General features: G+C 59.0%; 19 protein-coding genes. 10 read left to right on the top strand and 9 right to left on the bottom strand.

Translation table 11 applies throughout. From position 1 onward, the window contains the following. Positions 1-16 precede the first annotated feature (16 nt). Complete coding sequence (locus tag AC1DNI_RS03935) at positions 17-496, top strand: Arc family DNA-binding protein (protein WP_477690884.1); 480 nt, start codon at positions 17-19, stop codon at positions 494-496. 2 nt (positions 497-498) lie between these two features. On the opposite strand, the gene AC1DNI_RS03930 is transcribed toward AC1DNI_RS03935, so the two are convergent. After that, positions 499-1,746 carry a tyrosine-type recombinase/integrase gene (locus AC1DNI_RS03930; RefSeq protein WP_477690883.1) on the bottom strand — a complete coding sequence of 416 codons (1,248 nt, stop codon included), beginning with the start codon at positions 1,744-1,746 and terminating at the stop codon, positions 499-501. A 340-nt stretch (positions 1,747-2,086) separates the two neighbouring features. On the opposite strand from AC1DNI_RS03930, the gene AC1DNI_RS03925 reads away from it, so the two are divergent. Beyond that, entirely contained in the window at positions 2,087-4,516 is a 2,430-nt protein-coding gene (locus AC1DNI_RS03925) for a glycosyl hydrolase family 28-related protein (protein ID WP_477690882.1), read from the top strand. A 3-nt stretch (positions 4,517-4,519) separates the two neighbouring features. On the opposite strand, the gene AC1DNI_RS03920 is transcribed toward AC1DNI_RS03925, so the two are convergent. Further along, positions 4,520-6,091 (bottom strand): CYTH and CHAD domain-containing protein, encoded by a 1,572-nt coding sequence (locus AC1DNI_RS03920; protein ID WP_477690881.1) that lies wholly within the window; start codon positions 6,089-6,091, stop codon positions 4,520-4,522. A 141-nt stretch (positions 6,092-6,232) separates the two neighbouring features. On the opposite strand from AC1DNI_RS03920, the gene AC1DNI_RS03915 reads away from it, so the two are divergent. From AC1DNI_RS03915 to AC1DNI_RS03900, 4 genes are all read left to right on the top strand, one after another. Continuing rightward, positions 6,233-7,156 carry a bifunctional helix-turn-helix transcriptional regulator/GNAT family N-acetyltransferase gene (locus tag AC1DNI_RS03915; RefSeq protein WP_477690880.1) on the top strand — a complete coding sequence of 308 codons (924 nt, stop codon included), beginning with the start codon at positions 6,233-6,235 and terminating at the stop codon, positions 7,154-7,156. 155 nt (positions 7,157-7,311) lie between these two features. After that, positions 7,312-7,776, top strand: a complete 465-nt coding sequence (locus AC1DNI_RS03910) for a MarR family winged helix-turn-helix transcriptional regulator (protein WP_027230392.1) — start codon at positions 7,312-7,314, stop codon at positions 7,774-7,776. Next, complete coding sequence (locus AC1DNI_RS03905) at positions 7,769-8,989, top strand: HlyD family secretion protein (protein ID WP_113279754.1); 1,221 nt, start codon at positions 7,769-7,771, stop codon at positions 8,987-8,989. The genes AC1DNI_RS03910 and AC1DNI_RS03905 overlap by 8 nt, the downstream gene beginning before the upstream one ends. Further along, positions 8,982-10,535, top strand: coding sequence for an MDR family MFS transporter (locus tag AC1DNI_RS03900; RefSeq protein WP_027230394.1), 1,554 nt, complete (start codon positions 8,982-8,984; stop codon positions 10,533-10,535). Before AC1DNI_RS03905 ends, AC1DNI_RS03900 begins: the two co-directional genes overlap by 8 nt. Before the next feature lie 25 nt (positions 10,536-10,560). Here the strand turns inward: AC1DNI_RS03900 and AC1DNI_RS03895 are convergent, their stop codons facing one another. Next, complete coding sequence (locus AC1DNI_RS03895) at positions 10,561-11,937, bottom strand: FAD-containing oxidoreductase (protein ID WP_477690879.1); 1,377 nt, start codon at positions 11,935-11,937, stop codon at positions 10,561-10,563. A 208-nt stretch (positions 11,938-12,145) separates the two neighbouring features. On the opposite strand from AC1DNI_RS03895, the gene AC1DNI_RS03890 reads away from it, so the two are divergent. Next, positions 12,146-12,286 carry a hypothetical protein gene (locus AC1DNI_RS03890; RefSeq protein ID WP_153666448.1) on the top strand — a complete coding sequence of 47 codons (141 nt, stop codon included), beginning with the start codon at positions 12,146-12,148 and terminating at the stop codon, positions 12,284-12,286. Between the two features lie 4 nt (positions 12,287-12,290). On the opposite strand, the gene AC1DNI_RS03885 is transcribed toward AC1DNI_RS03890, so the two are convergent. Then, a complete protein-coding gene (locus tag AC1DNI_RS03885; protein ID WP_153666449.1) occupies positions 12,291-12,467 on the bottom strand; it encodes a hypothetical protein in 177 nt (58 codons plus the stop codon). 267 nt (positions 12,468-12,734) lie between these two features. Between AC1DNI_RS03885 and AC1DNI_RS03880 the strand changes: the two genes are divergently transcribed. The 3 genes from AC1DNI_RS03880 (at position 12,735) to AC1DNI_RS03870 (ending at position 14,412) form a co-directional block, all read left to right on the top strand. Further along, positions 12,735-13,661, top strand: coding sequence for a transglutaminase-like domain-containing protein (locus AC1DNI_RS03880; protein ID WP_477690878.1), 927 nt, complete (start codon positions 12,735-12,737; stop codon positions 13,659-13,661). A 189-nt stretch (positions 13,662-13,850) separates the two neighbouring features. Beyond that, the gene (locus AC1DNI_RS03875; RefSeq protein ID WP_027230397.1) at positions 13,851-14,117 is read left to right on the top strand and encodes a hypothetical protein; all 267 of its coding nucleotides are present in this window, start codon (positions 13,851-13,853) and stop codon (positions 14,115-14,117) included. 106 nt (positions 14,118-14,223) lie between these two features. Continuing rightward, entirely contained in the window at positions 14,224-14,412 is a 189-nt protein-coding gene (locus tag AC1DNI_RS03870; RefSeq protein ID WP_027230398.1) for a hypothetical protein, read from the top strand. A 3-nt stretch (positions 14,413-14,415) separates the two neighbouring features. Here the strand turns inward: AC1DNI_RS03870 and AC1DNI_RS03865 are convergent, their stop codons facing one another. From AC1DNI_RS03865 to ilvD, 5 genes are all read right to left on the bottom strand, one after another. Beyond that, positions 14,416-15,528 carry an extracellular solute-binding protein gene (locus AC1DNI_RS03865; protein ID WP_477691473.1) on the bottom strand — a complete coding sequence of 371 codons (1,113 nt, stop codon included), beginning with the start codon at positions 15,526-15,528 and terminating at the stop codon, positions 14,416-14,418. 20 nt (positions 15,529-15,548) lie between these two features. Continuing rightward, entirely contained in the window at positions 15,549-16,709 is a 1,161-nt protein-coding gene (locus tag AC1DNI_RS03860) for a CaiB/BaiF CoA transferase family protein (protein WP_091950555.1), read from the bottom strand. After that, the gene (locus AC1DNI_RS03855) at positions 16,706-17,257 is read right to left on the bottom strand and encodes a MaoC family dehydratase (protein WP_477691472.1); all 552 of its coding nucleotides are present in this window, start codon (positions 17,255-17,257) and stop codon (positions 16,706-16,708) included. The genes AC1DNI_RS03860 and AC1DNI_RS03855 overlap by 4 nt, the downstream gene beginning before the upstream one ends. 116 nt (positions 17,258-17,373) lie before the next feature. Continuing rightward, positions 17,374-18,372, bottom strand: a complete 999-nt coding sequence (locus AC1DNI_RS03850; RefSeq protein WP_477690877.1) for a glutathione S-transferase family protein — start codon at positions 18,370-18,372, stop codon at positions 17,374-17,376. Between the two features lie 107 nt (positions 18,373-18,479). Further along, positions 18,480-20,153, bottom strand: a complete 1,674-nt coding sequence (ilvD, locus tag AC1DNI_RS03845; protein WP_477690876.1) for a dihydroxy-acid dehydratase — start codon at positions 20,151-20,153, stop codon at positions 18,480-18,482. Positions 20,154-20,229: the final 76 nt, after the last annotated feature.

The following is a 20,229-nucleotide window of genomic DNA, read 5'->3' as shown; positions in this document are numbered from 1 at the left end:
AAAAGGACCGGGGATAGTGAAGAGCCAGACAAGAGTTAAAGACTATGATCAGTTCCAACTGCGCCTCCCGCCGGGAATGCGAGAGCGCATCAAATCCAAAGCCGACCGGGCTGGCATGTCTATGAACGATGCAATTCTTTGGTGCTTGGAGCGGCACTTCCCAGCCCCCGCCACTCTCGAGGCCAAGATCAGTCATTTATCGACGCTTGTAGCGCTTCTGAAGCGCGGCAACGACTTCGAGCAACAGATTGACACTCTTATTGACGATCTGGATTCCACCCTGCGCGACGTTGCCAACGGAAAAATAAAGACATCAACTGATTTTCGCGCAAATGTTTTTTCGCAGATTGATGAGTGGGATGGCGATGCTGCCGAAGATGCGACCGATCCTTTTGATGACGAAAATTGGTCTTCCTATCGATCGGATGAGACACCCGAGTATGTTCCGGTAGCGGATGACGATCCATTTGCGGACCCCCCGAAAAAACAGAAATAGGTTCACAGCCCCCGCATCTGCTTCTCAACCTCTTTGGCAATCTTGTCCGCGGCAGCAATCAGAACCGTGTCCAGTCGGTGTGTATAGCGACTTGTGATGCCCACTCCGGAATGGCCCAGAATGGCGCCGATTGTGCTGTCGGAAAAGCCAATGTCAGCGCCGACGCTGGCAAACGAATGGCGAAGGACGTGCGGCGTCACGTCAGTTAGCCCGGCCGATTTGAAGATGTCGCGGTAGAAGCGTTTGATCCCAGCATAAGGCCTTTTGTCGAGAGTGACGGCCGGAAACACGAAGGGATTGCCCTCCTGCTGGCTGAGGCGCTTAAGCACCGCCTTGGCGGCCTTAGCCAATGGTCGAACTGACTTTCCCGTCTTCGTGTCGTCGAGGCGCAGGATACCCAACGAGAGATCGACCTCGGTCCACCTGAGGTTTTCAATCTCGCCTATGCGGCAGCCGGTAAGAGCGGCGAGCCTCAGCATGGCGCTTCCCTGCCATGCCTTCGTTTCGTCGTGCTCAGCGGCGCTCAGTTCCTTGCCAAACACCTTGTATTCATCAGGGGAGAGCCGGCGCTCTCGCTTACCTATGGCCGGCCGCTTAACGCCGTGTGTCGGATTGGTCGGGATGACGCCTTCGGACACGGCGTAGGATAGTATTGCTCCGAATGAGGCAACCGCGCGTGTTGCGGAACCGCCGCCACCCGAGACCCGTACTCGCCCCCGCAGCTTACCGGACAGTGTCTTTTCCTTGGCTGTTTTCCCGGCCGTCACGTCGCGGATGAACTTCACGATATCAGTCGGCTTCAAATCGATCACCAGTCGTTTGCCGAGCAATGGCCGCACATGCGCGCTCGTCATGCTCCGATCGGTATCAATGGAGGCCTTCTTTTTGGGTTTGCCCCCTCGCCCTATGAGAAGCCCTTTGTCCGCTGCTTCGAAATAGTGATCGCACAACTGGTCGACAGTGAGCGATTTCCGGCGGGTCTTTCGCTCCAGATGAGGATCCTCGCCTTTCAGCACATCGCCAAGAGTGATCTTGGCCATCTTGCGGGCGTCGTCGACCGTGAGCTTGCCATAGCTGCCCAGCGACATGCGCGTTCGCTGACCGTCCTGGTTGTAATAGTCGGCATAGAAGGAAATGCGGCCCGAGGGGAACACTCGAGCGCCGAATCCGGCCAAATCGCTGCACCAAAGAAAGTATGGCTTTTCTCGTTTTTCGACGTTGTCTATGATTGTTTTTGTGAGCTTCGGCACTGCGACCCCATCATTCAATTTTCCAAGTGTCACCACAGTGTCACCATAAAATAGAAAACTTGGGAAGAGGTACGGGCACACAAGCGAGCACAATACAGCAATAAGATGCTGATTTACCTAAGATAATATCGCATCATACAAAAGTGGATAACTTGCGCAAAGGGCGCATTCTGGCATTCGTAATGATGGGGTCGCGTGTTCGAGTCACGCAAGCGGCACCAGTTTCTCCTCGCCGCGCTTCTGTTGCACACGAACAATCACGTTCAATTTATCGAGCGCCTTCTATCAAATCGCCGCGTGCTCTGGCTTCATGCACGAACAACAGGGGGCGGAGTTCGGCATGCGCCATTTTCCACGGTCGATCATGGCGCTGATTGCGGGTTCCGTATTGGTGTTGGGCCTGATGGCCGGCGCCGCTGCGGCCCCCGCAGGAAACGCTGCATCGGCAGCGGCCGGCACCGGAACTGCAGAACCGGCGGATTTTGGCTTTCCCCTTCCGAACCCGGAACCGTCCTTGCCACCCGAAATCGATCGTTTTGCGCCACCGGTATTTGCCGCCGGCGCCGGCGCGCCCGCAATTGCCGAAATCTCGCGCACTGCCGGACCCGATGAAATCATCTCGATGACGGGTGTCGGGCTGGAAAAGCAAACCGGCTTTGGAATTTTCGCGCAGGCGCCCACCGCAATCGAGGGCACCCTCTCCTCGTCCAGGCCGCTACGCGCCGATGCGAGCGCAGCAACGCTGCTGCTCCCCGCCTCCCTGCCGGCATGGTCGATGTATCTCGTTTGGCCGGAACGCGACGGCGCGCGCGGCAAGCCCTTTGCCGTCAACCGTACCGAAGCCTGGTGGCTCGGCCCGGACAATACAACGGCTGGGACGGCCATTTCGCTCTACGGACGCAACCTTGCGCATATGAACGGCACGTCGACGGCCTTTATCTACATCAAGCCTGCGAACGCGCCCGGCCTGTTCGTCGCCCCCACATCCGTCAACCCCTTCCGGGTCGAGTTCAAGGTCCCGGATCTCGCGGCTGGCTCCTACGAAGTCTGGGTCCATAACGGCCATGGCGGCCGCTTCGGCTGGAGTGGGCCGCTGCCGCTGCGGGTACTCGGCAAGTCGCCCTGGGCGGGACAGGAAGAGCGCATCCTTGATGTAAAATCGTTTGGCGCGACAGGCAACGGCACCAGCGACGACACCAGCGCTATCAAAGAGACGCTCGAGGCTGCAGCAGCAAGCGCGCCCGCAACGGTACATCTTCCCGCCGGGACCTATCGCGTTTCTTCCACGCTGACCGCACCGGTCAATGTCCGTTGGCTTGGCGACGGCATGGACCAGACCGTCATAAGGCTCGATGCCAATACGGGCGCGAGCATGATCGACCAGGCGGAGCGCAGTGTGCAGTTCGAGCGGCTGACCTTCGACGCCAATGGCAATACCGGTTCGAAGCCGCTCATGAACCTCGGCGCCGTCTCGAATTTGCGGCTGCAATCGGTGCGGCTCATTGCATGGAACATTCCGGCGCTGGAAACGGACCGTTCGTCTGGCATCTACATCGATGGTTCCGAGCTTATCGAGAATGGATCATTTTATGGCAGCAGCAACCAGCTGTTCATGACCAATAACCGGTTCCGCATGACCGGCTATGGCGAATCGGTTGCTGCGCTCTGGGGCGGCCGCGACTTTTCGATGATCGGCAACGATCTTGCCAACGCCGATGAGACCCGCGACCACGGCCACGGCATTGGCCGTTTCTTCGTCGCGCAGGGGCATTTCGGCAACCTTCGGAACATGTATTGGGAGGGCAATCGCTCCCACAATGCCGCGCCGCACGACTGCAACACCGTCGATTGCAACAAGGGCGAACAGATCTGCTTCGAAATGGTCGGCAGTGAGCTCAAGGATGGCTTCATCGGAGCGACGCCGACCAGCGTCACGTTCGCCGAGTTGGCTGCAACCGATGAGCGGAGCGGCCGCGATCTGGTGATCGTCGGCGGCACTGGCGCAGGGCAACGTCGCCATATTGTTGACGTGAAAGCCAATACGGCGATGTTGGACCGACCCTGGAACGTCGTTCCCGACCGGTCGAGCCGGTTTGCATTCGCCGCCACCGCATCGCAGATCGCCGTCTACAACAACAGCTTTGAAGGCCGCGCGAGCTACGCCGAGCACGACTCGGATTCGACGGCGGTCCTGCTCTACGGCAATGTTTACGATGCCGTGGTGGACAGCAACCGGATTTCGCAAATGCGCCACGCCATGATGACCGTCGCATTGACGTCAACGTCGGGCCTCAGCCCCTACTTCCTGCAATATTCGAACAACAACATCTCCGACAGCAATAGTGGGCTCTATGTCGGAACGACATTCACGGATGCAGGAACAGCCGGGGTCTGGGGCGGTCTCGGCAATATCTACCGCAACAACACATTCGATCGGCTTGCCCATATCGGCGTCGAATACGAAAGCTGGAGCTACGAGGGCGCCGACTATAATGGCACGGTGTTTGAGAAGAACAGGTTTACCAACCTTCCCTTCGGGTTCATCGATGGCTTCCGCCTGATGTGGACCTATGATGGAAATTTTAAGGAAGCGCCGCCGCGCAGTTCGCGCAAATACAATACCATTCTCTATCGCAACAGCTTTGATCGCGGGGCCGCCCCCTTGCCGCGCAGCGTCGGTTTCAAGTCGCTGCAGCCGGCCAACACATGGCTGAATATCGATTCCACCTGGACCGGCTTTGCTGCCGACAATAGCGGTCCATCCCAATGAGACCTAATCCGAAAACAGCGGCTGGCGCTCGAAGTTTTTCCAATCGCTCAGCAATTGATCTGCCTTGCCGATTTGATAGCAGCGCTGCCAGCCTGCCACGGCACCAATCGCGCGGTGAACGCCGGGATCGGTCGTTGCCTCGGTGAGTTGGTGCAGCAGTTCGCGTGACGTCGCGATATCGTTTTCGGCGCCAAGGGAATCCTGCAAATGCGAGAGGCGCTTCAGATACTTGCCCGTCGCTCCATGACCCGCATAGAGCGGTAGGAAGAACTCCAGCGCATAGCGCAGCTTTTTCAGCGTGATTCGTACTTTGTGCCTTTGCTCGGGCGCCAAATGGCGGAAATGACGGCCAAGCTTGAGCGCCTTGCGCTCGATGCGGCCAAGGACGCGCGCACCAAGCTTGCCCACCGGCTCCGACAGAACGCCAAGGGTTCCCGCGCTGATGTCATTGCGCCAGTTGCGCTGCTCGATCACCAGACCGAGTGAAAGCAGGAAGCGATTGACGCCCGGCGAGGCGAGCACTTCACGCACCTTCACATAGGCCTCGTCCCTGAAGGGATGCGCAGCCATCCTCAGGCCGGAAAAGTCGATATCTTCGAGTTCGACCGTCTCGAGGTTGGCGATGGTCGATGAGATGAAGACCTCCCAATTGCGGGCAGGTCCAAGATTGCTGGCAAGCTGCTTGGCCTCGGCTTCGAGTACAGCCAGCGCCGGGGCGCCGATTTCGTGGCGCAGCAGCCAAAGCAATGTGCGCAGCCGGCGCAGTCCCACCCGCAACTGATGGACGCCATCCGGCACTTCGGAGAGCTCGGCGGGAACGAGATTGGCGAGAATCTGCTGGTGGCAATTGGCCAGGAGAGCCGCGATGGCATCGTCAACAATATCGTCGCGGCCGATCCCGGACTGCGTTGCCTTGAACGCCTTGGGCGTCTTGATGCAGGCGAGTGCATAGCCGCGATCCGATTTCGTCTGGACGCCGAGCCGGAGCGGCTCGGTTTCCATGAGGCTGAGGCCAAGTTCATAAAGCGCCGCGGGGCGCCCCTGCTTCAGCTCGAGTTCCACTTCCGAAATCGGCTGCTGCCAGGCGCCTGCCTCGACTTTCCCGTCATCGAAAGCGACCTCGATCTGGGCGCCCGGAACATCGACCATGAGTGCGTGCCGGCGAACATTGGTGGCGAATGCAGGAACGAGCGATTGCGGATCAAGCTTGTCGAATGGCGCGCCGATTTCCAGAAGCGGCAATGAACCCAGATCGGGCGCCATCGCATGGACTGGCGATTCCCATTCGTGGCGCGAAAGGGCTCCGTTGGAAGCCGTGCGCTTGACCGTCTGGGTGAAGCTCCGGCCGGTGCGCCTGACGCGCAATGTCAGTCCGGCGTCGAACAATGCATGCTCTGGGGTGTCGAAGTAGATCGCGTCGAGCCGGCGGATGATACCCTTGTTCCGCGCGGACAGGCGCTGCAAGGCACTTTCGCGAAAGGCAGCGAATCGTTCGACTGCCACGAGCAGTTTCAGTTCGGTCTCGACCGGCGGCTTCTGCTCACTGGTCCGAGGTTTATCGGTGATTGTTTCCACGCTTGCCACTTTCACGCCTTTTGGACCGAAACTAAACATATCACCGGTTGAACGACAATGCCGCATACCTCCGGTTGCAACTCACTTGCCTAAAGCCGACGACCCATTATATGTTGTCACCGACAACATTGAGGTCCAGCCATGAATGCCATCGAAGAATTCCGCCAGTTCAACCGATTTTTCACCAAGGAGATCGGCCTTCTCGACAAGCACCTGCTGGCCAGCGACTATACGCTCGCCGAGGCGCGCGTGCTCTACGAACTCGCCAATAATGGCGAGCAGACCGCGGCCGAGCTCGGTCGCAGCCTGGGGATGGACAAGGCGCATCTCAGCCGGATTGTCGCCCGATTTGCCAAGCGCAAGCTCATTGGTGTGCGCGTCAGTCCGGCACACGGCAAGCACCGCTTGATCGCTTTGACTCCGGCAGGAAAGAAAGCGTTCGCCGCGCTGGACCTCGGCTCGCAACAACAGATCGAAGGGCTGCTGGCGCCACTCGCTGCGGAGGCGCGCACGCAGCTCGTCGCCGCGATGCGCCATATTCATGCGCTTCTCGATTCAAGCGAGGCTGAGCGGAATGCAGTTACCTACCGTGGCCTGCGGCCAGGCGATATCGGATGGATCATCCACCGGCAGATGGCGCTTTATCATGCCGAGTATGGCTGGGACTGGACCTATGAGGGGCTTGTTTGCGACATCTTCGGCAAATTCGTCGCGCATTTCGATCCGGAGCGGGAGGCTGCGTGGGTAGCCGAACATAATGGCGCGATCGCCGGGTCGATCTTCCTCGTCAAAGGCGATGAAGAAGGCGTTGCCAAATTGCGGCTGCTCTATGTCGAACCTTCCGCACGTGGCTTGGGCATTGGCCGGGAACTCGTTGCAATGTGCATTGAAGAGGCGCGGGCCAAGGGATACCGCCAACTCAAATTGTGGACCAACGACGTACTGATTTCAGCACGCCGCATCTACGAAGCTGCCGGCTTCCGGTTGATCGATGAGGAGAAGCACCATTCATTCGGCCACGACCTTATCGGGCAGACATGGCTGCTGGAACTCCACCAGGACTGACCGTTAAACCGAGCCCCCCCGGGGCGCCTTCACAACAAATTGAGGGCAAAGCCCAAATTTTTGCAGGCTGAGGCAAGCTGTCATCTTTTTATTGCCTAGCATCATTGTTATATGCACCAATGTAATAAGCACCCTTATGAAATGCTTTCACACCCATGAACAACACAAAGACGCTTGGCTTCCTGCTGCACGACGTCGCGCGCCTGCTACGCAAGCGCTTCGAACAGCGTGCGAAGCATCTCGGATTGACGCGGTCGCAGTGGCAGACGCTGGCGTACCTTGCCAATAATGAAGGTATCCACCAGGCGGGACTTGCCGAGATACTCGAAATCGAACCGATCACGCTTGTCCGCATTCTCGACAAGCTCGAAGAGCGCGGCCTGGTCGAGCGCCGCCGTCATCCGACGGATCGGCGCATATGGCTGCTCTTCCTGCGCGACGAGACGCGCCCGCTTCTCGCCGACATGCGCGTGATTGGTGAAGCTACGCGGGGCGAGGCGCTCGCCGGCGTTTCGGTGGAAGATCGCGATCACCTCATCCGCACCCTTACCCTTATGAAGACGAACTTGATCGACGCATGCCAGACGCCGGTCGATGACAGAGAGAAAAATCATGGCTGATGGTTCACCTTCCATGCGCATTCCCGCCAATTCGGATCAGGCTCCTGCTCCTTCACAGCGCAGCGAGACAGTCCTGGAAAAGCGCGACACGACAATCGAGACGCCAGCAATCCCGGTGACCAAGGAAGCGCCGCCAGCACCGGCCCGGCCGCGCCGCAGCCTGAAGCGGCCGCTCCTGTTCGCGGTGCTGCCGCTCGCATTGATCGTCGGCGGTTATTTCTACGTTACCGGCGGCCAAGTCATGTCCACGGACAACGCCTATGTGCAGGCCGACATGGTCGGCGTCTCGACCGATGTTTCCGGGATGGTGCAGTCGATCGAGGTCCACGACAACCAGGTGGTCAAACAAGGCGACGTGCTCTTCCGGCTCGATCCAAGCGCCTATGAAATCGCCCTTGCCGGCGCGAAGGCTCAGCTTGGTGTCGTTCGCAACCAGATCCTGAACCTCGAGGCGAGCTACAAGCAATCGCTCGCGGAAATCACGCAGGCGGAAGCCGACATCCCCTTCTACAACAAGACGCTGCAGCGGCAGCAGGACTTGACCGCAACGGCGGCGGTTTCCAAGGCTGCCTATGACCAGGCGAAGCACGACCTCGACGCCGCCCAGCAGAAAGTGGACGTTGCCAAGGCGGAAGCCGCTGCCACGTTGGCACAGCTCGGCAATGACCCGAACCAGCCGGTCGAACAGAATCCGTCCTATCTTCAGGCTCAGTCGGCTGTTGACAATGCCCAGCGCAACCTCGACCGCACCATCGTGCGCGCGCCGTTTGACGGTATAGTCACCAATGTTTCCGCGCTGCAGGTCGGCGCCTATCTGCAGGCATCGCAGGCCGGGTTCAGCCTGGTCTCGACCACGCATATGTGGGTTGCGGCCAGCCCGAAGGAAACCGAACTCACCTATGTTCGCGAGGGCCAGCCGGTGACGATCAGTGTCGACACCTATCCGGGCGTCGAGTGGAAGGGCAAGGTTGCCAGCATCAGCCCGGCATCGGGTTCGAGCTTCTCGCTTCTGCCTGCCCAGAATACTTCGGGCAACTGGGTGAAGGTCGTCCAGCGCATTCCCATGCTCGTCAGTATCGACGATCTTTCCGGCAAGCCGCCGCTGCGCGTCGGCATGAGCGTCACCGCTGACGTCGAAACCGGCCACGCCCGCGGCATGCCTAAATTCATCTCAGATCTCTTTGGGGGCTTTGGTAGCAAGAGCCATGGCTAACACTGTCGCGCTTTCAGGTCCGGCCCCCGTGGTGGCGAACCGCGGGGCAATCACGGCCTGCGTTATCCTCGCCGTCATCATGCAGGCGCTGGATACGACGATCGCCAACGTTGCGCTGCCCTATATCCAGGGCAGCGTCTCGGCGAGCGCCGACCAAATCAATTGGGTTTTGACGTCCTATATCGTCGCCGCCGCCATCATGACGCCGCCCTCGGGGTTCCTCGCGGCGCGGTTCGGCCGCAAGAATGTGCTCCTGACGGCGATTGTCGGCTTCGTCGTTGCATCGGTCCTGTGCGGGCTCGCCCAGACGCTGCCGCAAATTGTGGTCTTCCGCCTGATGCAGGGCCTGTTCGGCGCCGCATTGGTGCCGCTCTCCCAGGGCATTCTCCTCGACATCTACGAAGTGCACGAGCGCGGCAAGGCGATGGCGCTCTTCGGCGTCTCGGTCATGGTCGGCCCTGTGCTTGGCCCCGTCATCGGCGGCTGGCTCACCGACAATATCAGCTGGCGCTGGGTGTTCTATATCAACGTGCCCATCGGCATGCTCGCCTTCTTCGGCATCGTCGCCTTCGTCTCCGAGACCAAGCGCGACATCGGCGCCAAGCTCGACTGGTTCGGCTTCGGCATGCTCAGCCTTGCGATTGCTACGCTGCAGCTTTTCCTCGACCGCGGCGAGCAGCTGAACTGGTTCTCCTCCGGCGAAATCCAGGTTGAGGCGCTAATCAGCGCCGGAGCCTTTTATCTTTTGCTCGTGCATACGTTCACGGCGAAGAAATCCTTCGTCAATCCGCGCCTTTTCCTCGACCGGAACTTCTCCGTCAGCATGTTCTTCATCTTCGTCATCGGCGTCACCTACCTCGCTTCGCTCGCCCTGATGACGCCTTATCTGCAGACGCTGATGGGTTATCCCGTCATTACCGCCGGCATCGTCATGGGGCCGCGTGGCGTCGGCACGATGATTTCGATGTTCATCGTCGGGCGCCTGATCGGCAAGATCGACACGCGTGCGTTGCTGATCTTCGGCTTTTCGCTCACCGCCTGGGCCATGTACGACATGACTGGCTGGACACCCGACATTTCACAATGGACGATCATTTCGGTCGGCTTCATCCAGGGTGCCGGGCTTGGCTTCCTGTTCGTGCCCTTGACGACGATCGCCTTTGCCACCCTGCCCGCCCATATGCGCGGCGAGGGCACAGGTCTCTACAATCTGTCGCGAAATATCGGATCGAGCGTCGGCATCGCCATCGTCTCGGCGCTGTTGACGGAGAACGTCCAGATCAACCACGCCTCCATCGCCGCCTATGTGACGCCGTTCAACCACGCATTCAATGCACCGGCCGTGATGCAGCATCTCGACCCGATGAAAGCTGCCGGCCGCGCCGCGCTCGACGGCATGATCACCGAGCAGGCGACGATCATCGCCTATATCGATGATTTCAAGCTGTTGATGATCATGTCGATCATCTCCATTCCGCTGGTCATGCTGCTGCGCAAGCCCGGTTCGGATGCGGCCCCGCCTGACCACAGCGCCGTCATGGAATGACCTTGCCGAAGCTGCAGATGCCCTATCAAGCAGGCTTCAGGTCGCCAAGCAGTGTCGGAATGAGTTCCGACACTGTTGGATGGATCGGCACCGCCCATTTCAACTGCGGATAGCCGACATCGGCATTCATCGTGTCGAGTATACCGTGGATCGCTTCGTCGCCGCTGGTGCCGAGAATCGCCGCGCCGAGGATCTTTTGCGTTTCGGCGTCCGCTATCACTTTCATGAAACCCAGCGTTTCATCCTTTTCTACAGCGCGCCCGACACGGGTCATCGGACGCTTTGATACGAGGAGGGATCGGCCAGACGTGCGGGCCTGGCTCTCGGTCATGCCGACGCGCCCAAGCGGCGGATCGATATAAAGTGCATAACCTGGAATACGCTCGCTGACCTTTCGGTTCTCACCATCCAAAAGATTGGCCGCGACGATCTCATAGTCATTATAGGCCGTGTGGGTAAACGCTCCGCGTCCGTTGCAATCACCGAGCGCCCAGATACCATCGACGTTTGTCGCAAGATGATCATCGACCTTGATAAAGCCGCGCTCGTCCACGGCGACGCCCGTCTTGTCGAGGGCAAGATCATCCGTGTTGGGACGCCGGCCGATTGCCATGAGCACGCGCGACCCAACGACGCTCGGGGCGCCATTTGTGCAATCCACGCCGACCTCGACGCCGTTCGGATGCGGCTTGAACGATATGCACTCGGCATTGAGCCGCATGGAGATGCCTTCTGCCTCGAGAATATTCTTGATGGCGTCGGAGACGTCCTCGTCTTCGCGGCTGACAAGGCGCGGTCCCTTTTCGACCACCGTCACCTCGGCGCCAAATCTGCGGTACATTTGCGCAAATTCGAGGCCGATATAGCTGCCGCCAACAACGACCAGATGTTCGGGCAGCTCATCCAGTTGAAGGATCGAGGTGTTGGTAAGATACTCGATGTCGTTGATCCCGGGCATGTCAGGTATGTTTGCCCGCCCGCCCACATTGAGGAAGATGCGGGGCGCCGTATACGTCTCGCTGCCGATTGCGATTTCGTGTGGAGCAGTGAAGCGCGCGTGGCCCTCGATCACCGTACAGTTTTCCATGCCGCGCAACCATTTTTCGACGCCGGTGCGCGCGTTGTAGGAGACCGTGTCGGCCCGCTGTTTCACCCGCTTCATGTCGATGCCAACTTCGGCGCCGACCAATATGCCAAAGTCGGAGGCGCGTCGCGCAAGGTGGGCAGCGTAAGCGCTGGCGACGAGGGTTTTGGTCGGCATGCACCCGGTGTTGACGCAGGTGCCGCCGAACAGCTTGCGCTCGACCATCAGCACTTTCATCCCGGCTCCGGTGAGCCGGCTGACAAGCGATGGGCCAGCTTGTCCTGCCCCGATGACGATGGCGTCGAATGACTTGCTCATGCCGGAACCTCCCTTGCCTGCGGGCTTCAAAGCGATGGATCATACAACTTTGGCGCAAAGCATAGATCAGCGGCGTTTCAGCGTCACGGTCGGAGCGCCCAACGTGTGAAGAATTCGGCAATCATTTGAACCGCCAGGTGAATGGATGGTTCAGCCAGCGTTCAGATGCCCTTGTCTAGTTTCAAGCAGTCACTGGGGAAATTTTGTCATGCTTGTTCAACGTCTTGGCATCGTATTTGCCATTTTCCTTGTCTTCGCATTGGGGTTTGGCAGCTTTATCAATTACACGAAATCGGGGCGCATCGCCCATCCGGACATGCACGGTAACCTTGTCTATCGTCAGGGCTAAGCGATCAGCTGCGCTTCTTGTTGCGGGTTTCGGCGATGTCGAGTTGTTCCAGCAAGTCGAGAAATTGCTTGGGCATCTTCTTTTCAACCCTGGCGGCGCTTGTCGTGCGGATAGCGTGCTGGAATTCCGGGCGCTGAAGCTGGTCGCGGACGACGCTTGCCGTAGGATGAGGCTTAGCCACTCGTTTTCCAGTCATAATACTTCCAATCGGCTCTGAAGCTGGCGCCATCATTTTCACTCCATGCTTCGACATCCATGACCCTATAAAGGGGTCGGAAGGCTTTTGTTTCAAATCCTATGGGTCTATGGTCAATAAATGCTGAATATGACCGGCGGGACCGGAATCCGAGCCGCATTCGCTCTTCAGCTTGCCATCGTATTTTAATGATCGGGTGCGGAACTCTAACGGAAAAGCGGCGTTGTCCTCCAAACATTAAAGGATATGCCAATGTTGATACGTGTCGGTTATGAGATTGCCATTAGGTGCAACCAGCCCACTCCAATGACCACCTATCTCAATCTCGAATCGGCGCGGACTGCCGACATCAAGTGCGAGAATGGGCCGGTAGCGAGCCCGGAACTGAAGCTTGAAAAATTCAAGGATCTGTTCGGCAATACCGCTATCCGCCTTCTCGCGCCGGCTGGCAATCTCACCTTGACCTATGATGCCGTGGTCAAGGACGACGGCCTGCCGGATCCGGTCCATGAAGATGCGGCCGAGATCACGGTCGACAAGCTTCCGACCGAATGCCTCGCCTACCTTTCCGCGAGCCGCTACTGCGAGACGGACGAGTTGAGCCAGCTTGCCTGGAACCTTTTCGGCCATATAAAGCCGGGCTGGACCCGCGTTCAGTCGATCTGCGACTACGTCAACCAGCGGCTAACCTTCAGCTATGGCTTTGCCCGCTCGACACGCACCGCCGCCCAGGCACATGAGGAACGGGTTGGCGTTTGCCGTGACTTCGCTCACCTTGCCGTTGCGCTTTGCCGCTGCATGAATATTCCTGCACGCTATGTGAACGGCTATATGGGCGATATCGGCGTGCCGGCCGATCCCGCACCAATGGATTTCAACGCCTGGATCGAGGTTTTCCTCGGCGACCGGTGGCACACCTTCGATGCCCGTCACAACCAGCGTCGCATCGGTCGCATCGTGGTCGCGCGCGGCCGCGACGCTGCCGATATCCCGCTGATCCATACGTTCGGACCGCATGAGTTGACCAATTTCAAGGTCTGGACGTTCGAGGAGCACGACCCTTCCTTCAACCGCCAGCGCTTCGATAAAGTGTCGTTGCTGACCCCATGGTTCAGCCCGCGCTGGTCGCGCCTGTCCCGTGCCATCCGTGAGCGCACCGAAGCCGAGCCGACGCTTTAGCGTCGGTTCCCCTTGTAATCAATTCGATTGAATGAGCGCGTCTGCCACATTTCGCAGCGCGCATTTCATTGCTGCTTTGCGGTAACTCCTTTAAATGACCTGAAAATCCGTTTCGATTTGCCATGCCACAATCCAGCGATTACGATTCTGGCCGTCGCTGGAGCAATAATAATGAAGAGGAACACCTCCATGGCTTTCGATAACCCTCTGAATCCAATGTACTCTCAAGACGACTGGGACATCATGCAAGCAGCCTACGACAAGGCCGCTGCGACGCTCGTGGTCAAGTCCAGTTCGGATGAAGAGGCGAAGGTCATTGCCGAGACCGTAATGACTGCTTTCAACCGCGGCAATCGCGATATCAATTCGCTTGCTGCGCTGGCGGTTGTGATTGCGGTGAACTCGCATCCAACGGTCAGCGGAACCAAGGATGGCACCGAGCAGCGCGTCGCATAATGCCTTCAGGCCCACCTTGGGTAGAGCGCGCTACTAATTGCAACTTTGACTTTCAACGCAGTTTCCGGCTATCAGGCTGCGAGGAATCTTGCAGCCGAGGCCGAGAATGAAATTTATGACCCTTGCCACTTTGCTCAGCAGTCTCGTCTTGAGCGCCTGCGGCGGTGGAACCTATGCGTCCTGGTCGCCGCGGCCGCCGGATGTGGCCCAGTCAAGCCCGGTCGATTGCCAGCGCGGCATCGGCATCTGCCCTGGCGCATACGGGCGCGCGGGCCAAATGCGCCGGAACATGTAGCCCTTAAGCCGAGAAGCTGTCCCGGAACAGTCGGTTTAAATCCGCGACAACGGCTGCCGCCTCATGTCCATTCATGAGCCCAGCATTGATCCGGTCGGAGGCCTTCTGTTGAAATGCCATGTAGCCATTGTGCCGGGGTCTGACCCAGGCGGACTCGAGTGTCCTTCGGGTTGCGGCGTAAAAATCGGTCGAAGCGGCATTTACCGCAGCATCCTCCCAGGCCGCGGCGTGGCCCGGTTGCCCGCCGGCCGCGGCATAGGGACCCCGCTGAACGTCGCCGCTTGCGATCCAATAGGCAAAGTCGCTCGCGGCATCGCGATGTGCCGAAAATGCGGAAACGGCAATGCCGGTACCGCCAAGCGCTGATCCAATGGGACCATTTCCACCCGCATCTGCGATGTCAGCGAAAGCAATCAGCGAGGGCCTGAAGCCTTCGATCGCATAACTGACATAGCCGTAAATCAGTGGCGAACAGGCAATGTGCGCCTCCGTTTGCGCCATCCGTTCGAGTACCGCGATCGGATCCATGTCGAAGCAGGCGGGATCGATCAGCGCTGAAATCTCGCGCATCATCTCGAATGTCCTGGCTCCTGCGTCTGGTGCTACGAGGTCACCGAATGTGGTCGCGCAATGCGAACCCAGATTGGAGCACAGCGTATAGTACGTCATCAGCGTATGTGGCGGGCGCAGCGGCAGCAGAACCTTGCCTTCGCGGGCGAGCCGCATCACCTCTGCCCATGTCGTTGGCGGCCGCTCGAGCAGGTCCGGGCGCCACGCCAGAACCTGGCTTGCCGTATCAATCGGGAACGCCCATTGGCGATCCTGCCAGCAATAGCTCTGGTAAGATTGTCCGACGCTGCCGGCAAGGAGCGCGTCCCGCTCCGCATCACGGCCCGGGACGTCCAGCGGGTGGAGGCAGTTCTCCGCGGTGATCTGCCCGACATGCGGATGATCGATCACGATCAGATCGTAGGCGCGGGCAAGCTCATCCACGGGAAAGGATTCGAAATCCTGCAGCGAGCGTTTTTCCCACTCGACGGTTACGCCGGATTTCTCTTTCCACATTTGCGAGCAAGCCACCATCGGGTCGTAGCCGCGCGGATGGCTCCACGTCATTCCCTTGAGAACAATGCCGCTCACAGCCCGAATTCCTTGCGAATCCGGTCGCTATGCTCGCCGATGCGTGGCGCGGCTCGATCGAACTTGGCCCGCTTGCCATTGACGCGGATCGGCGATCTCGTTGTCTCGATCGACACATTGTCGTCGCGCTCGACCGTCTGCAGCATATCGAGCACCTTGAACCCTTCGCTTTGCAGGAGCTCTTCCCAGTTCAACACCTTTGCGCACCATATATCCGCAGGTTCGAGGATGGCGAGCCAGTGATCGGTTGGCTCGGTCGCCAGCTTCTCAGCGATAATGCGTTTGATCGCATCACGTGCCGTAAACCAGGTTGCAGGTTGATCGCGGTAGGGAGCAAGCGCATCGAGACCAAGGAGATCCGCGAGCTTGGGCAAAGGTGTCATGGCGAGCGCGAGATAGCTGTCTTTTGTCTGATAGACGCCATAGGGTGCCGAGAGATAGGCGTGCGCGCTGCGGAAATCCGAGCGTTTCGGCAATCGGCGGCCATCATTGAGGTGCGTCGTCAGCACTTCGAACTGGAAATCGATCAATGATTCCATCAGGCTCGTCTCGATATGGGCGCCCTCGCCGCTGATCCCCCGCCGCACGAGGGCCGCGAGGATGCCCTGCACAATCGCCGCCCCCGCAAGCATGTCGCCGACGGCGAGGCCGAAGGGCACAGGTCCCTGGCTTTCATCACCGTTGAGCCACATCAGGCCGGAGCGCGACTGCGCCAGCAGGTCCTGACCGGGACGCGACACCCATGGCCCCTCCTCGCCGTAACCGCTGATGCTGGCATAGACCAGACGCGGGTTGATCGCCTTTACTGCCTCATAATCGAGGCCCAGCCGCTGGATGACGCCGGGCCTGAAGTTCTGGATGAGCACATCGGCACGCGCGAGCAACGCCTTAAGCGCCTTAAGGTCAGCCTCGTTCTTCAAATCGATCGCGAGGCTTTCCTTGGCGCGGTTGATCGCATGGAAAATCGTCGAATCCCCGCCGATTTCGGTGTCGCTGAGATAAAGGCGCCGTGAAAGGTCGCCCCCATCGGGCCGCTCGATCTTGATGACACGCGCGCCAAGATCCATCAGGCGCAGGGACGCATAGGGTCCCGACAGAAACTGGCTCATATCGACGACAAGCAGGCCTGTCAGGGGCAATTCGTTCGCAGTCATTATTTTTCGGTCTTTCCAACAAAATCAGCAGGATTCTTGTATTTCACCGTTTGCAGGTGTTCGCAGTAGAGGACGAGCTCCCCCTCATTCTTGAAGACTTCATAGCTGGCGCGGATAAGGCCAAGGTCCATGTAGCGCGGCCGTTTGTCGAGGTTGGTGCGGATGGTGTAGATCGTGTCATTCAGGAAGACGGGCTTGATGAACCGCAGCTTGTCATAGCCGTACGAGAAGGCGTTGACGCAATTGGTGGCTACCAGACCGAGGCCGGCGGAAAAGACAAAGGCACCCGCGACCAGACGCGTGCCAAACATGCCTTCGGTTTCCGCGAACATCTGGTCCTGGACATAGGGGTGGATGTCGGTGACGAGGACGTTGAAAAGATGGCTGTCGCTTTCGGATATTGTCCGCCGCAGCGATCTTATCTTCTGACCAACAGGCCAATCCTCATAATACCAGTTTTCCGCGTTCCATACGGGCAGGGCTGCATGGGCCTCCGGCATGTTTCTTGGATGCGTCGAGGATACGCCGACTGTAGGCGTAAGGCCGGTCATCGCCGCACGCTTTCCACGTGCGGATTGCTCCAGTTGCGTCCCATGATTGCCTCCCATATCTTCTCTTGTGAATAATATTTTCACATATGAGTGGAAATGGCAAGCGGTCTGGCTTACTAACCTTTGAAAATGCCCTTGCCCAAAAGGTGCTCGCGGTCGTGCGGCGCATCGAAATTCTGGTCCGGTCCAAGCGGAACAATGAGTGTCGGGTTGATGTGGGCAATCGAATAGTAGCCGGCCTTGATGTGGTCGATCTTCACAGTCGTGCGCACGTCCTGCCATTGGTATAGTTCGCGCATATAGTTGGAAAGGTTGTGGTAGTCGGCGATCCGCCGAATGTTGCACTTGAAGACGCCATGATAGGCAGCGTCAAACCGCACAAGCGTTACAAACAGCCGCCAGTCTGCTTCCGTGAGATATTGCCCGGCGAGATAGCGATGATCGGCAAGACGTGCCTCGATCTTGTCGAGGGCCTTGAAAACACTTTTGGCAGCATCTTCATAAGCCGCCTGCGATTTGGCAAAGCCGGCGCGATAGACGCCATTATTGACATTGTCATAGACGAGCCCGTTCCAGCGGTCGATTTCCGCGCGGAGAGGTTCGGGATAGAAATCCTGGTGGTCGCCGGTGAGTTCGTTGAATGCCGTATTGAGGATGCGGATGATATCGGCTGACTCGTTGTTGACGATCCGCCCTTCCTTACGGTCCCAAAGCACCGGAACAGAAACCTTGCCGGTATAGTTGGGCTCGCTCGCCGTATAGAGCTGGTGCAGGTAGCGAATGGGCGGCGCCTTCGGCCCTGCGTCCTGCGGGTCCGCGAAGGTCCAGCCATTTTCGCCAATTGCCGGCTCCGCGACGGATATCCGGATGATTTCGCGCAAGCCCTTCAAACTGCGGAAGATCAGTGTGCGCGACGCCCAGGGGCAGAGGTAAGAGACAAAAAGCTGATAGCGTCCGGGTTCGGCAGGCAGACCGGGTTGGCCGGACGGACCCGGCGCGCCATCCGGAGTGATCCAGCTATGGAAATGCGTCGCCTCACGATGGAACGCGCCATCCTTCATTTCGCTGGCGGCAACGTCGCCCTTGACCCATTCTCCATTCACCAATGCCGGCATGTGCTAAATCCTGATCTTCTGTTGAAAAGACCAAGATTGCACGTCGCGCGCGCGTTTCCTACCGGCGCCGTTTTGACAGACTGTATTCCGGCAAGGAACAGTGGCTGCTAACCCGTTACCGCGCCTTCGCTTGCCGATTTCGCCAATTGCGCGAATTTGGCGAGGACACCGCGCGTATAACGCGGCGGTGGCTGCTTCCAGTTGCTGCGGCGGCGTTCGATCTCGTCGTCGCTGACCTCAAGTTGCAGCAACTGCTTATGCGCATCGATGGTGATAGTGTCGCCTTCCTCGACAAGCGCGATGGTGCCGCCTTCGAAGGCTTCCGGCGTCACATGCCCGACCACCATGCCCCAGGTTCCGCCCGAAAAGCGCCCATCCGTAATGAAACCAACGCTTTCTCCGAGGCCCCGGCCGATGATCGCCGATGTCGGCGCCAGCATTTCCGGCATGCCTGGACCACCGCGCGGGCCAAGATAGCGCAGCACGAGGACATCCCCCGGTTTGATTTTGTCGGAGAGTATGGCGTCCATTGCCGAATGTTCGTCGTCGAAGACCCGTGCAGGTCCCTTGATGACGGGATTTTTCAGCCCGGTGATCTTGGCGACCGCTCCGCCCGTTGCAAGGTTGCCCTTGAGGATCGCAAGATGGCCTTCACTGTAGAGTGCCTTGGCGATCGGCCGGATAATGTCCTGGCCCTCGGGCGGCGCGTCGGGAACATTGGCGAGTTCTTCGGCCAATGTGCGCCCCGTGATCGTCAGGCACTCGCCGTGCAACAGGCCGGCATTGAGCAACAGCTTCAGGACCTGCGGTATGCCGCCGGCCTTGTGCAGGTCGACCGCCATGTACTGGCCGGAGGGACGCAGGTTGCACAGGACCGGAACCTTGCGGCGCACGCGCTCGAAATCGTCGAGCGTCCATTCGACTTCCGCAGCATGGGCAATGGCAAGAAAATGCAGGACGCCATTGGTGGAACCGCCTGTCGCCATGATCAATGCCACCGCATTTTCGATGGACTTGCGGGTGATGATGTCGCGAGGGCGAATATTCTTGCGGACCGCCTCGATGAGCACCCGCGCTGATTCCGCCGTGCTGTCGATCTTCTCCGCGTCCGGATTCGCCATGGTCGACGAATACATCAGCGACATGCCGAGCGCCTCGAAGGCCGAACTCATGGTGTTGGCCGTATACATGCCGCCGCATGAGCCCGTCGACGGGCAGGCATGACGCTCTATGCCCTCGAAATCCTCCTCGCTCATCTTGCCGGCCATGTATGAGCCCACCGCCTCGAAGGCCGAGACGATGGAAAGATCCTTGCCCTTCCATCTGCCGGGCTTGATCGTACCGCCATAGACATAGATTGCCGGGACATTGGTGCGGGCAATGGCAATCATGCCGCCCGGCATGTTCTTGTCGCAGCCGCCGATGACGAGCACGCCATCCATCCACTGGCCGTTGACGCACGTCTCGATGCAGTCGGCGATGACCTCGCGCGATATCAGCGAATATTTCATCCCCTCGGTGCCCATGGCCATGCCGTCGGAAATGGTCGGCGTGCCGAACAGCTGGGGATTGCCGCCTGCCGCCTTTACTGCGGCGACGGCCGCGTCGGCGAGCGGCTGCAGGCCGGCATTGCAGGGAGTAATGGTCGAATGGCCATTGGCGATGCCGATCATCGGCTTGGCGAAGTCTGATTTTTCATAGCCGAGCGCATAATACATCGCGCGATTCGGCGACCGCGCTATACCCTCGGTGATGTGCTTGGAACGCTCATTGGCTGCCATGGCCGCACCTCCTGTTCAGGCAAGCGATTTGACGCTCCTTGAGGACGGCTGTCAAACGGCAGACCGGCAATGTGCG

The organism is Phyllobacterium sp. 01N428 (assembly GCF_056399405.1).
This window is presented reverse-complemented; position numbering and strand designations above follow the sequence as displayed.

What these genes read in the sequence shown, in the direction of transcription:
- AC1DNI_RS03850 (WP_477690877.1), bottom strand. Translation starts at nt 18,372, where the DNA reads ATGCCGGCATTGGTGAATGGAGAATGGGTCAAGGGCGACGTTGCCGCC.
- AC1DNI_RS03890 (WP_153666448.1), top strand. Translation starts at nt 12,146, where the DNA reads ATGCTTGTTCAACGTCTTGGCATCGTATTTGCCATTTTCCTTGTCTTC.
- AC1DNI_RS03925 (WP_477690882.1), top strand. Translation starts at nt 2,087, where the DNA reads ATGCGCCATTTTCCACGGTCGATCATGGCGCTGATTGCGGGTTCCGTA.
- ilvD (WP_477690876.1), bottom strand. Translation starts at nt 20,153, where the DNA reads ATGGCAGCCAATGAGCGTTCCAAGCACATCACCGAGGGTATAGCGCGG.
- AC1DNI_RS03865 (WP_477691473.1), bottom strand. Translation starts at nt 15,528, where the DNA reads ATGACGTGGAGCCATCCGCGCGGCTACGACCCGATGGTGGCTTGCTCG.
- AC1DNI_RS03875 (WP_027230397.1), top strand. Translation starts at nt 13,851, where the DNA reads ATGGCTTTCGATAACCCTCTGAATCCAATGTACTCTCAAGACGACTGG.
- AC1DNI_RS03870 (WP_027230398.1), top strand. Translation starts at nt 14,224, where the DNA reads ATGAAATTTATGACCCTTGCCACTTTGCTCAGCAGTCTCGTCTTGAGC.
- AC1DNI_RS03900 (WP_027230394.1), top strand. Translation starts at nt 8,982, where the DNA reads ATGGCTAACACTGTCGCGCTTTCAGGTCCGGCCCCCGTGGTGGCGAAC.
- AC1DNI_RS03855 (WP_477691472.1), bottom strand. Translation starts at nt 17,257, where the DNA reads ATGACCGGCCTTACGCCTACAGTCGGCGTATCCTCGACGCATCCAAGA.
- AC1DNI_RS03905 (WP_113279754.1), top strand. Translation starts at nt 7,769, where the DNA reads ATGGCTGATGGTTCACCTTCCATGCGCATTCCCGCCAATTCGGATCAG.
- AC1DNI_RS03915 (WP_477690880.1), top strand. Translation starts at nt 6,233, where the DNA reads ATGAATGCCATCGAAGAATTCCGCCAGTTCAACCGATTTTTCACCAAG.
- AC1DNI_RS03895 (WP_477690879.1), bottom strand. Translation starts at nt 11,937, where the DNA reads ATGAGCAAGTCATTCGACGCCATCGTCATCGGGGCAGGACAAGCTGGC.
- AC1DNI_RS03910 (WP_027230392.1), top strand. Translation starts at nt 7,312, where the DNA reads ATGAACAACACAAAGACGCTTGGCTTCCTGCTGCACGACGTCGCGCGC.
- AC1DNI_RS03880 (WP_477690878.1), top strand. Translation starts at nt 12,735, where the DNA reads ATGTTGATACGTGTCGGTTATGAGATTGCCATTAGGTGCAACCAGCCC.